The sequence below is a fragment of the bacterium genome, assembly GCA_013360195.1.
Lineage (GTDB): Bacteria > Electryoneota > RPQS01 > RPQS01 > RPQS01 > JABWCQ01.
The window spans coordinates 1-13,473 of the sequence record JABWCQ010000029.1 but is presented as its reverse complement, the minus strand read 5'-3'; the positions used below and the strand labels follow the sequence as shown (position 1 = coordinate 13,473).

Genomic DNA, 13,473 nt, shown 5'->3' with positions numbered 1-13,473 from the left:
CGGAAAATCGGTATTACTGTGATCAAAGCCCTGATCCCAAGCCTCGGTCGTGTGACACTCCAGACACTGTGTCCCGATACCCGTCGCTTGGTGATCGGGATCTTCTGTTCCAGTGTAATCCGCCAGGTGACAATCTATGCATTGTGACGGCGTACCCTCGAAGACACCGTTGACATGGCACTGCTGACACGATGCTTGGACGTGCTGCCCCGTTAACGGAAAATCGGTATTACTGTGATCAAAGCCCTGGTCCCAAGCCTCGGTCGTGTGACACTCCAGACACTGTGTCCCGATGCCCGTCGCTTGGTGATCTGGACTTGTCGTCCCGGCAAATTCACCCAAATGGCAATCAACACAGAGTGTAGGTGTGCCTTGAAGAACTCCATTGACATGACACTCCTTGCAACCAATCTGAACGTGTGCACCGGTCAACTCGAAGTCTGTATCACTGTTGTGCTCAAAATATGCATCCCAGCTCTGCGCCGTATGGCAACTCTGGCAATCGTGCGGAAGTTGTATTTCTTCGTGATCAGGGGTGTCCGTAATCTGGTAGTCTGCCATGTGGCACGACCAGCACGAAGCGTCTAGCCCGGCAAACCGTCCGCTGGCGTGGCATTCATTACAGCTTGTTTCAACATGACGACCTGTGAGCGGGAATTCTGAGGCCTGGTGGTCGAAATCGGATTCCCAATTGACAGTCGTGTGGCACTGCGCACAGTCTTGCGGAAATTCGAGTGATGAGTGATTGGGCTCGGCTGTTCTTTCAAAGTCATCACGGTGACAGTCATAACATGACGTGGGCGCGTTAATGAAAGATATGCTGCCGTGGCACTCGCTACAGTTGCGGTTTGCATGGCCGCCTGCGAGCGGAAACGAACTTGTATGCGCAAATTCGCTGACGTCCCAATCGGAGATCCGCGTGTCATGACAGGATTCGCAAGAAACAGAAAACCCAGCCATGGTGTGGCTGGGATCAGCGGTCTTTTCATAGTCCTCGATGTGGCACGATACACAAGCGGTCTCGAGACCCGCCATTATCCCGGACACGTGACAGGCTTGGCAATCGAGCTGTGCGTGCCGCCCAACCAGTGGGAATCGCGTCGCAGCATGTTGGGTCTGCATCGCCAGACGTTCATCCCAGCTATTTGGCGTATGACAATTCTCGCACGTATTGCCGAACTGCCCGGTATGAACATCTTTATGGCATGAAGCGCATGCACCTTGTGTCTCAGCGAATTTTAGAGTCGCATGGCACGATAAACAAGAAACTCCCGTATGGCGGCCGGCCAAGGGGAATATTGTGGAATCATGCGAGAAAGGGAGAGGCGACAACAGCGGTGTCCACCCGGAAACCGAGTGACAAACGTTGCACTCTTGCAACATCTCGCCATGCGGATTAACGGATTCCGCGAGCGCAGAACCTACTAATACCAAGCAAAGTGCTACAACGGGCACGATATTGTGCATTAACCTGATATCCACCTCTTCTGCGACTTCTATGCAATAGTGCACAAAAGTTGCTCATTTCATCAAATAATCGTCAATTGATCATCGTATCAAAATGGGTCGGGGCCATGTCACTTCTCACAATGGCAACACGCGTGCCCATGGTGATTTCCACCGTATCCAAGACTTATCCACAAGGACAAATATATGCCATGCGAAATGATAAAGCAACTACTAGCCCATGCAAGCGAAAAATATCTGTTTGAACGGATCAAGGCACAGGTGACTTCAATTGGTACACAAAGTCTTTGAAGAGCTGCATTGACAGCAACCTTGACTCGGTTCGCCCCGGGTTTCAAAACAGAACTTCGTTGAAGTGTGTGCTTTCATGCCGCTTCGCTACCGGTTCTCATCGCTCTCTTTGGTAGGAAGCACTTGTCTAAAACGTCAACCTCAATCTTACAACCGCAAAACTTGACATCCATTTCACGACTACCCAGGCCAGACATTCAAGGAATTTCGAGCTTGTTCTTAATCTGTCTTGGTTTCTTCTTCCACCGCAGCCATTTAGAACGTAAAACACCCTTGCCAAGGCCATGCTTAACAAGGGTGTATTTCAAATGGAGACGGCGGGAACGGAAAGAGTCTTCGATTTACGTGTTTCAAGCTGTAAGCATCTTAGAATCAACAGGAAATACCCCATTGGGGGTTTCTCTCGTGTGATCACCAAAGTCCAATGTTTAGCACTTGACACCAACCGCAAACAAGACAAAAGCAAGACGGCACCAGGGTGCCGGAGACGGTGGTTTGAATCGCCGCTATTCCATCGCACCTTGAGACTTGAGCCATTCGATCAACTCAGCGCTGCCTTTGTATTCGGCGACACGCAGCGGAGTCCACTGCGTCTCGGTCTTGTCGTTAACATCCGCTCCGTGACCGACGAGAACTTTAGCAACATCCACGTTGTTGTTAAGCCCACATAAATGCAAGGGAGTCATCAAATTGTTGTCCCGTGCGTAGAGGATCGCACCCTTGTTGATCAGAACGGCTGCTGTTTCGCCGTTTCCCCACAGTGCGCAGTGATGCAGCGGCGTGAATCCATCATTATTAGTAATATTCACGTCGGCACCGCGAGATATCAAAAGCTCAGCAACCTTTGCCTGGCCACCGCTCGCGGCATAGTGCAGAATGGTCGATCCGCTAATGTCATAATCCAGTACCGAATGTTGAGACACAAGCAGTTCAGTAACACGGTCTATGTTTCCGGCTTTGGCGGCTTCAAAGATCTCCATCTGTGCAAACGCGGGCGCACTTATGAGAAAGATGAGCCGGAGAAGTACCACAAGCATTGGTTGATTCATGTCGCAACTCCTTTGTTTTGGAAATCCTGTAAGCAAATTATCTGCCATTCTGTACCGTGGCGATAGTGGTATTACTTCAAGTGCTACCTGGTAGGATCGCTTACCTGCAACGCAACTTCGGGCAACAGCGTAGAAGCACGGAATAATAGCGCCACAACGTGGGCAAGATCGGTACCGCCAAGATTTGCTTCAAAGGGAAACTCTTCTGCTTATACATCTCAAAGTATCGATTCGTTCAATGAAACGTATGTGCCGACAGTGACATCGGCACCCGATTCCCGTGACCCTTCGTTACGTCTGGGCTGGTTTGCGTTCACGTCCGAACTTAAGATACAAAGCAGGCACAACCACCATGTTCAAAGCGGTTGACGAAATCAAGCCGCCAAGAATCACAATCGCCATTGGTGTCTCGATCTCTTTGCCGGGTTGACCACCGCCAAGCGCCAACGGAATCAACGCAAGTCCAGCGCAAAAGGCTGTCATCAGAATCGGACTCATTCGCTCAATACTGCCCTGCACAATGGCATCGCGGAATGATACGCCTTCTTCCTCCATCAGATGATGATAGTGAGAAATGAGGAGAATGCCATTTCGCGCGGCAATACCGAACAACGTCACAAAACCAACCATACTCGCAATAGACACGATGCCATCCGTCATTCCAATGGCGACTACGCCGCCAATCAGCGCCAACGGCAGGTTCACCATCACCAGCAGCGCATCTCGCAGGTTGCCGAACTCGGTGAAGAGTAGGATAATGATTACCAATATTGCCAGCACCGTTAGAATACCGATCACTCGTCCGGCGCTTTCAGCGCTTTCAAGCTGACCTCCGTAAGACACAAAGTAGCCCTCTGGCAGTTTGACATTTGCTGCGACACGTTCCTGCACTTCTCGCACCACACTTCCCAAGTCTCGTCCGGCCACATTGGATTGAATCACAATCTTTCGGTTGACATTTTCGCGCGAGATCATATTGGGTCCCGTCGCACTATAGACAGATGCAAGATCTCGCAGCATCACGAAATGACCCGTCGGCGTATGAAACGGCGTGCGAACGATTGCCGCAGTGTCAGCTTTTGAGGCGGGATCATAGCGCACAATCATTTCGTATGCGAACTGACCTTCCATGACACGCCCGACAACCACACCATTGAACGCCGTTTCAATCGCTTCGGCCAACTGAACAGGCTTCACTCCATATTGACTCATCGCCTCGCGATTCATCTTGATTCGCAATTGCGGCACTTCGATCTGCGGTTCGACTGCCAGGTCCACAACACCGTTTACCTGCTCCATCTCTTTCTTGATCAGCTCCGCTGTGTTGCGCAGGTCCGTCAAGTTGTCGCCATATAGCTTCACTGCAATCGCGGCCTGAGTACCGCTCAGCATGTGGTCAATGCGGTGTGAAATCGGCTGGCCAATGCTAATGAATGTTCCGGGCACCATCGCTAAGCGGCCACGAAGCTCCTCAAGAAGATTCTCTTTGTCCACATCTTCCTCCAAACGGGCTTCCATTTCCGTCGCGTTTGAACCCATCGCATGTTCATCCATCTCACCGCGTCCAGTTCTGCGAGCTACACTTGCCACACCCGGTTGAGATAGTACAATCTGCTCGATCATACGTCCGATCTCGTGCGACTCGGCCAAGGACGTTCCGGGTGGTGATACAGAGATAACGGTAAGTGATCCTTCATTGAATTCCGGCAGGAACGCCTGTCCGAAACGGCTGTACAACACGATCGAACCAACGAGCAGCAGCACTGACACGGTGATGACTGACGTGGCATGTTTCAGCGCGAGGTCAATCGTCGGCTTGTAAGCTTGTTTCAACTTTCGTACTACCCATGATTCGTGCTCAATTTGGCTCGGCTTGAGTTTACCAAGCAGGTAGTACGTCAACGCCGGAACGACCGTGATAGCAACCACAAGTGAGCCAAGTATCGAGATGATGAACGACACGCCGAGTGGCTTGAGCAAGCGTCCTTCAACACCTGATAAGAAGAACAGCGGCGCGAACACGGCAATGATGATCAGTGTCGCTACAACAATCGGCTTTCTGACTTCAAGCGAAGCGCGATAGATAACTTCAAGTACTGAGCGTTTCTCGTTCTCAGGTTTCAGGGCATTAAGCCTCAATCGTCGGAACACATTCTCGACATCAATAATCGCGTCGTCCACCAGCAGTCCGATGGCGATGGCCAAGCCACCCAGTGTCATCGTGTTGATCGTGCTGCCCATTATGCTCAGAGCGAACACAGCCACAACAAGCGACAGCGGAATCGCAAGCAGGCTGATAAGCGTGGTGCGCACATTCCCGAGGAACAGCAGCAGAATAATTGTAACGAGAATTGCGCCGTCCCGCAGCGAAGTCAGCACATTGCGCACGGCCACTTCAATGAAGTTTGCCTGTCGAAACACATCGGCGCGCACCTCTACATCAGAAGGGGCTTGGCGCTGCAATTCTTCAATAGCTGTCTCGATTCGCCTCGTCAATTCAAGCGTATTCGCACTTGGCTGCTTCTGAACAGAAAGAATAACTGCGTCCTTGCCCTCCACTGATGCTGTACCTAGCGCCACTCCTCCGTCCACTTTCACATCTGCAACTTGATCAATCAAAATCGGCACGCCGTTGCGAATCGTTATGACCGTGCGGCCGATGTCATCCACTGACTCCACACGACCGAGTCCGCGAATCAAATGCTCGCGTCCGCCTTCCAATAAGTAGCCACCCGTCGTATTCTCGCTGGATAACCTTGCGGCTTCAACAAGTTCTTCAAGTGACACATTGTAGGCAAGCAATCTTTCCGGCTTGACGACAATTTGATACTGCTTCACCTGCATACCAATCGGCGTCACTTGCGCCACGCCGGGAATTGCAAGGAGTCGCTTACGAAGGATATTATCTGAGTAAGATCGTAAATCCGTCGGATGCAGCGAGTCACTGCGCACGCTGACCAGCATTACCTCGCCCATGATGGACGAGATTGGCGCCAGCATCGGCGGCTCCATGTCGGGAGGCAAACTGCTCATCACGGACTGTAATCGTTCCGTGACAACTTGTCGAGCTTGAAGTATTTCGGTACCCCAAGTAAACTCGACCCAGATGATGGCCATGCCCGTTGTAATCGAAGAGCGGACACGCCGGACACCGGTTGCGCCGTTCATAGAGGACTCAATCGGAAACGCCACAAGGCTTTCGATTTCTTCTGGCGCGAGGCCATGAACGTCCGCCATTACCGTTACTGTCGGCGCGGTTAACTCAGGGAAAATGTCAATCGGCATCTGTAAGGCCACATACGTTCCGCCGACAAGCAGAACGAGCGCGGCCAACAGCACGTGAAATCGCTTCTCGAGCGATTGTCGAATCATGAAATCAAACATGCGTGCTCCTTAATGCGCGTGGCCGTGACCGACTTCGCCGGTACTGCCAGATGCAAGTTTGATTTTGTATGCTCCGGCGGTCGCGACGCGTTCGCCCTCATTCAGCCCGGACAGAACTTCAACCCACGGACCATCAATCGCTCCCGTTGTGACGACGCGCCGCACCCAAGTCTCACCGCCTTTTTGCACGTACGCCACGGAGGCTCCACCATCTTCCAGTATTGCCGACTTCTGAACAGCCAGTGCAGAACGCGTTTTGGATGTTTGTACTTCAACTTGCACGAACTCTCCGACTTTCAGTAGCCCGTCACGATTGCGCAATTCAAACGTTATCGGAATTCGGCGAGTAATCGGGTCCAAGATTGAACCGGAAGCGATAACTTTTCCTTCAAAATCAGCAGTTGAGAGCACATGTTCCGAGCCGCCGATTGAAAAGTATGCGCTTTGCACATCCGTCGCATTGCGCATATCAGCTGCGGCAACATGTACTTCGAGCCATAATACATCGGGATCAATCACACTGAAGAGTCGCTGCCCCGGCTGTACGTACGAGCCGTAGGCAATATCGTGATGTGCAATTACTCCGTCACGCGGTGAACGTACAGTGAAGTGCGGCGAATCGCTATCCATATCATCCAATTCCGCACCTCCCAGCGCCGCGCTCAACTGCGCTTGCTTAATGGCAAGCTGTTGCGTCGCTTCTTCCAGCCTGCGCTCCGATGCAGCTTTCTGTTCGTAAAGTTTTTCAACTCTGCTGAGTTCTGCCTTGGCCAGACGATACTCACCAAGCAATTGAAACCAACTATTCTCGGCGCTAGGTGACGGCGAAATCATTGCCAATGCTTGACCTTTGCGCACCTGTTGTCCGTGCCGCACTGCGCCGAACCGATGATCTGGCAGCAATGCTCCTGAGAATGGCGCAAAGACTTCTGACGTTCTATTACCAGCAGGCTTGAGTTCACCCGGCGCGCGAAGATTGTCGTTGAGATCTCTTCGTTCAACCAACCCCGTCTTCGTTCCCAGCAACCACTGCTGTTCCTTCAAAAACGAAATCTCGGTTTCACCGTCTTCTTCTTCATGCGGCATTTCTGGTGCATGACCCTGATAAACCTGCACATTGGGTAGCCTCACCGTTCCGCTCATCTGCGAAGACGCAAGCGTCATTGTCAAGTCGTACGTGCCAGGATCCGGCGGCGCGATCTCTACGATGAAGATGCCTGTTCGAGTTACGGTATCAGCGACCTGTGACTTGACCACACGGTCTCCGCTCATCCATTGAATGGTCAGAGGCCCTTTCGTTGCCGGTTCAAAGGTGAGCATACTCGTGAAGTGTAGCACGGCTTCAGAAGTCTGACCTGCCACAAACGGCGGCCACTCGCCAAACATTTCTAAGTCATCCTGCCACAGCGTTTCCACAATACCGCCTTCACCATGCCCGTGTCCATGATCGTCTCCATGGTCATCATGAGCCTGTTCTGTGCCGTGATCATGATCATTGTGTGCGTGATCCGTGTGGCGAGTGCCACAGCCCATCGCTAATACTAACGCGGCAACGGAAAGAATCGAAAAGTATATATTTTTCATGTTACTTGCCCTCATTTACAATGGGATAGCCGGTTACTTCGCGAAGCCGCAGGTCTGCTTCGATGCGCGCCGTTACGAGTTCATAGGCAGCGGACAGAATCTCCTCGCTGGACTGAAATGCGTCTAGGAGTTCAAGGTATCCTGTTTCGCCGCTCAAATAGAGTGAATGTGCGGCATTCACATGATTGACAAGCTCATCAAGTCTCAAAGATTCGTAGGACACTCGTCGAACTTCTTGCCAACGTTCGAAAGCACTGCTTACGACCTCGGCAAGCTGACTCTTCGCATTGGCGTGACGGCGTATTGCGTTATACTGTTCTGCGCGTGCCTGCTGCAAGGCCGAACCTCGCCAGTTAAACAAGGGTATTTCCAATTCGGCTTCAATCAGCAAACCAGATTCATCTCTGTCCGTTGATTTCTGTCCGACGCCAACAGAAAGGTTGGGCAATCTTTTCAATTTGGCAGCCGTCACGCTCTTCGATGTGGCCGCATCATTCGCTTCGAGAAATCGCAACTCCGGTGCATGTGATTCAGCATACGCTAATGCTTCGTCAGAACTCGTGAAGCTCGGTGAGTCAATTGCTTCAACATCAAGCGTACGCAAAGTTGACTCATCCAAACCGGTCTCTCGACTGAGATAGATTATAAGATCACGCAATTCTGTTTGCAGTGCAACTCTGCGATTCGTCACGGCGATGGACTCAATCCGTACTCGCTGAGCATCAAACCCTGAGATGTCACCTTCCCTTTCACGCGCATCGTTCGCCATCAGAATTTCTGCATAGCGTCGTTCCAGCGTGTCTGAAAGTTGCAGGCTCGCTATCAGTTGCTGAAGCCTAATGACCTTTAACAACAGATTAATCTGAATGTCGATTCGCTCCTGGTCGTACCTAGCTTCGGCGGCTGCCACTGCAGCGGAAGCTGATGATCTTTGCGCACCCATCGACCACAGGAATCCGAGATCTTGTCGAAATCCAATTGTGCGTTCGGTCACCGAGGCCTGATCATTGCCGAGATCTTCACTCGAACCGAACAGCGTCGGATTTGGAACGGCGCGCTGCTCGCCGAAGAACGCACGTGTACGTGCCACCTCGAGCTTCGCCTCCAGAAGTCTGGGGGAGGTGCTATCGGCGGCAGCAAACAAATCGGTAATCGTCGCGGAGCGACTAACCAAACGTGGATCAACAAGAGGGGAAATCAAAACAGCCACCCCCAACAGGAGTGGCCAGCAAAGAAAATGCTTGGGCATTCTCGCTCCTTGTCTTTAGCTAATAAGAAATCGCCGTCCTGAATACAGGACGGTTATGTTTGCCTTAAGTCAAGTGCGATTTAGGAGGTCGTTCGAAAGGAAAGAGAGGTGGGAGAGGGAAGCGATGCTTTAATAGATAATCAATAAACTCGGCAGCTGGTGCTGGGCCGAAATGGACAACATGGGCCGTGACTCCCGTCAACTGAAAATGGGCATGACCATCGATGGTCACTCCCATTTCTGAGTGTGCTACATCTTCGTGGTGGTCATGGTGCGGGAATTCAGCGGCGATTCCCAGTCCGGCGACCAGCATGATGAGAAGCACGGTTAATATCCGAGAGAAAGGCATATTGCTTAAACAGAATCCACGGAGCTTAGTTCCGTTGAGGCGATGTCCTTAAATAAATCTGATAATTCTTGTCATAATATACGGATTGCAAAAGCTGGACACAAGGTAGCGGATCAGTCCAAGGAACTTCCAACGCTCGCTAATCCGCTGTCGATTACTCACGCAGTTCATGGGCATTGTTCAAGCAAGCAATGGCCTAATAACCCGATATTCCCTCAAAAATAGAAAACTCTTGTTAAACTCATATTTAACAAGAGTTTTTTAGTGGAGACGGCGGGAATCGAACCCTAAGGCTTTGGTTCACTTAAAGCTATACATAATATTCAGTTAGAAATCAAATAACGCAATAAATGGTTCTTATTCTTACTCTCTAAATACTTGTTTTTGTCAGGCAATTTCCGACATCTACTGACATTTTTACTGACAGTCAAAAGACACCAAAAAGGAGGTTTACTGGCTGCCGAGAGACTTACGAGAGCCAAGTCAATTGGTCTTTCCAGTTTGGCCGATCCTTCTGAGATAAGTGGTCTGGCCCAGATCAATTTCCCCGAAGGTTGACGTAATCGCTGTCACCCTGTAGACTGCCCGAGCCGCGATGCTGGCACCCGCGTGGCGAAAGTTATTCTGTGTCGTTGTGCCGACCGATGCGAAAGACTCAAAAAAGGGATGCGCGATTGTCTTGATCGCCCTTTTCGGTTCACCCCCACGTGCGTGGGGAATACGGGCGCCTTTTGCCATGGTCGATATTGCCTATCGGTTCACCCCCACGTGCGTGGGGAATACAACGCTGCATTCTGCGATGCCTTCGCTGCGATCGGTTCACCCCCACGTGCGTGGGGAATACAAGGGCTTACGAAATTCAGCGAAGAGGAGCTCCGGTTCACCCCCACGTGCGTGGGGAATACATCGCGATGAGATGGAATGGGAAGCGCGCATACGGTTCACCCCCACGTGCGTGGGGAATACGCGATGAGAATATATCATGTTTCGGGGCGTAGCCGGTTCACCCCCACGTGCGTGGGGAATACTTGGAAGACGGGCACAAGATGAAAAAGCAGACCGGTTCACCCCCACGTGCGTGGGGAATACGTAATGATTGCACACCTTACTGTGGCAAGTTGCGGTTCACCCCCACGTGCGTGGGGAATACGTAAGGCAAGTTGCGGTTCACCCCCACGTGCGTGGGGAATACGTCCAAATCATCGGCCATTATATGACTGTCAACGGTTCACCCCCACGTGCGTGGGGAATACGACACCAGCACCGAACTCTACTGGTGTGAAAACGGTTCACCCCCACGTGCGTGGGGAATACTTAAGAGTGCATCTACAAACCTATCAATAAACGCGGTTCACCCCCACGTGCGTGGGGAATACGCGGCTTCGTCCCCGTCGGCGGTACGCATTACCGGTTCACCCCCACGTGCGTGGGGAATACGATGGCGGTTGTTCGCTCTCCGCCGATGCGGACGGTTCACCCCCACGTGCGTGGGGAATACGAGAGATAGATTACGCTCCGTTCGCGGGCTCTCGGTTCACCCCCACGTGCGTGGGGAATACGAGTTGCCACTGGCCACAATCGGCGCCGAAATGCGGTTCACCCCCACGTGCGTGGGGAATACCGCGTTGACCAGTGATGGTGGAGAGGCGTTGACCGGTTCACCCCCACGTGCGTGGGGAATACGCAGTAATCAAAAGAGAGAGCGCTGAGTCCGGCCGGTTCACCCCCACGTGCGTGGGGAATACTTCGGTGGTCAGGGCGAATTGCCGTTCGGTGTCGGTTCACCCCCACGTGCGTGGGGAATACTTCGACATAGAGCAAGTCTCCTTCATCAAGCGCGGTTCACCCCCACGTGCGTGGGGAATACGTCCTCGCCGGCGCCGATTGTTACGTTTAAGTGCGGTTCACCCCCACGTGCGTGGGGAATACGCCGCCGCCGAGATTGACTTTGACATCATTGACGGTTCACCCCCACGTGCGTGGGGAATACTAGTCCACGCCGTGAACATGGCCGACCCCCATCGGTTCACCCCCACGTGCGTGGGGAATACACCGACTTTTTCGATGGCGGGAAGGTGATGAGCGGTTCACCCCCACGTGCGTGGGGAATACAGGTGCGCATTGACAAATCAATACAACGTCATGCGGTTCACCCCCACGTGCGTGGGGAATACCAGATATTCTCGGTAAGCTTTGCGCGTGTGAATCGGTTCACCCCCACGTGCGTGGGGAATACGCCGCCGCCGAGATTGACTTTGACATCATTGACGGTTCACCCCCACGTGCGTGGGGAATACGCGGTTCACCCCCACGTGCGTGGGGAATACTTCTTTGCTGATTACCCCCCTTTGATAGAGGTCGGTTCACCCCCACGTGCGTGGGGAATACGGAAAATTGGCGCTTTGCCACGATTGCATCACCGGTTCACCCCCACGTGCGTGGGGAATACGCGAGGCTCTTGCAAAGAGCGGCTTATGCAATCGGTTCACCCCCACGTGCGTGGGGAATACGCGTTGGCAAACTTCTTTCGCATCAGTGCGGCCGGTTCACCCCCACGTGCGTGGGGAATACGAGGTGGACGGCACCGCCCTCTCAACTTTGCGCGGTTCACCCCCACGTGCGTGGGGAATACCTGATGATGTTACCGATACGCTCGGCAACTTGCGGTTCACCCCCACGTGCGTGGGGAATACTACAGGAGACTTAATGGCTCGGTTTGGGGGAACGGTTCACCCCCACGTGCGTGGGGAATACTCTAATAGACCGATATGGCGGAAAGCTTTTGCCGGTTCACCCCCACGTGCGTGGGGAATACTTGCGTAAGCAAATAAAAACATACGCGAAAAACGGTTCACCCCCACGTGCGTGGGGAATACAACCGCGCCTCGGCTCAGGCTAACCTCCCGCTCGGTTCACCCCCACGTGCGTGGGGAATACTTTCTTGGCGCTGACGGTCAAACAGGATTCTACGGTTCACCCCCACGTGCGTGGGGAATACCGATATGATTGATGCACTCCTCTATGCAATGTACGGTTCACCCCCACGTGCGTGGGGAATACGATAATCCAGCACTCCCGCTTGACATGGTGGAGCGGTTCACCCCCACGTGCGTGGGGAATACGAATCGCAGGACATTGCTAACGCGCTCTTCGACGGTTCACCCCCACGTGCGTGGGGAATACTGTGTTCAGACCTGATGTTCTCGTTGTGTCATCGGTTCACCCCCACGTGCGTGGGGAATACTCAATGATTTCACCCGTGACAGGAAACGCAATCGGTTCACCCCCACGTGCGTGGGGAATACCTCACCGGAGTCATCTATCCCCAGCGCGGCGCCGGTTCACCCCCACGTGCGTGGGGAATACGAGAATAGGCTATCTAATCAGTCGGGATATAACGGTTCACCCCCACGTGCGTGGGGAATACGTCCTCTCCCTCTTGGGTTGGCCTCTGGCCGCCGGTTCACCCCCACGTGCGTGGGGAATACCAGGGTGGGTAGAGAAGATGCTCATGCTTGCACGGTTCACCCCCACGTGCGTGGGGAATACTGGAGTTCGGGTTTCCAGCGGTCATAGAAGGCGCGGTTCACCCCCACGTGCGTGGGGAATACGAAGACGGCTCCGGCAATGTCGTGGTCGACTCCGGTTCACCCCCACGTGCGTGGGGAATACGACCTCGTCGGCCTGATTGTCTCTGCGGATACCGGTTCACCCCCACGTGCGTGGGGAATACGTGTCATTATGTCACTTGCCACTAATTTAAGGCGGTTCACCCCCACGTGCGTGGGGAATACGTGTTAGTTGTCTTTGCGGAAAGCATCTATCTTCGGTTCACCCCCACGTGCGTGGGGAATACAGAGAGCAACCCTGTTTTTAGCCGCTCTGTGGCGGTTCACCCCCACGTGCGTGGGGAATACACCGTATCGTACAGCATGAACGCCACGAAGTTCGGTTCACCCCCACGTGCGTGGGGAATACTCTTTGACCTCTCTCTCCATGACGAGAGGGATCGGTTCACCCCCACGTGCGTGGGGAATACGCAGGGACATCGCCGGAGCCCTGTTTGATTTCCGGTTCACCCCCACGTGCGTGGGGAATAC

The 13,473-nt window shown here is 53.0% G+C and carries 6 protein-coding genes and 2 CRISPR repeat arrays; all 6 genes read right to left on the bottom strand.

Going from position 1 to position 13,473, the window contains the following annotated elements:
- On the bottom strand, positions 1 to 1,512 hold a 1,512-nt coding region (locus HUU59_13270), incomplete at its 3' end, for a hypothetical protein (protein ID NUO20410.1).
- Positions 1,513 to 2,264: 752 nt separating this feature from the next.
- On the bottom strand, positions 2,265 to 2,807 hold the full coding sequence (locus HUU59_13265) for an ankyrin repeat domain-containing protein (GenBank protein ID NUO20409.1): 543 nt from the start codon (positions 2,805 to 2,807) through the stop codon (positions 2,265 to 2,267).
- A gap of 291 nt (positions 2,808 to 3,098) precedes the next feature.
- Complete coding sequence (locus HUU59_13260) at positions 3,099 to 6,191, bottom strand: efflux RND transporter permease subunit (protein ID NUO20408.1); 3,093 nt, start codon at positions 6,189 to 6,191, stop codon at positions 3,099 to 3,101.
- A gap of 9 nt (positions 6,192 to 6,200) precedes the next feature.
- Positions 6,201 to 7,775, bottom strand: coding sequence for an efflux RND transporter periplasmic adaptor subunit (locus tag HUU59_13255; protein ID NUO20407.1), 1,575 nt, complete (start codon positions 7,773 to 7,775; stop codon positions 6,201 to 6,203).
- 1 nt (position 7,776) lies between these two features.
- Positions 7,777 to 9,024: a TolC family protein gene (locus HUU59_13250; GenBank protein ID NUO20406.1), complete on the bottom strand. Its 1,248-nt coding sequence runs from the start codon at positions 9,022 to 9,024 to the stop codon at positions 7,777 to 7,779.
- A 64-nt stretch (positions 9,025 to 9,088) separates the two neighbouring features.
- On the bottom strand, positions 9,089 to 9,349 hold the full coding sequence (locus HUU59_13245; protein NUO20405.1) for a hypothetical protein: 261 nt from the start codon (positions 9,347 to 9,349) through the stop codon (positions 9,089 to 9,091).
- Positions 9,350 to 10,066: 717 nt separating this feature from the next.
- Positions 10,067 to 10,523: a CRISPR direct-repeat array (repeat unit 29 nt; unit sequence CGGTTCACCCCCACGTGCGTGGGGAATAC).
- A 13-nt stretch (positions 10,524 to 10,536) separates the two neighbouring features.
- A CRISPR array of direct repeats spans positions 10,537 to 13,473; the repeat unit is 29 nt; unit sequence CGGTTCACCCCCACGTGCGTGGGGAATAC.

Bases quoted from the DNA above. Each gene is read 5' to 3' on its own strand.
- HUU59_13265 (NUO20409.1), bottom strand. From the start codon at position 2,807: ATGAATCAACCAATGCTTGTGGTACTTCTCCGGCTCATCTTTCTCATA.
- HUU59_13260 (NUO20408.1), bottom strand. From the start codon at position 6,191: ATGTTTGATTTCATGATTCGACAATCGCTCGAGAAGCGATTTCACGTG.
- HUU59_13255 (NUO20407.1), bottom strand. From the start codon at position 7,775: ATGAAAAATATATACTTTTCGATTCTTTCCGTTGCCGCGTTAGTATTA.
- HUU59_13250 (NUO20406.1), bottom strand. From the start codon at position 9,024: ATGCCCAAGCATTTTCTTTGCTGGCCACTCCTGTTGGGGGTGGCTGTT.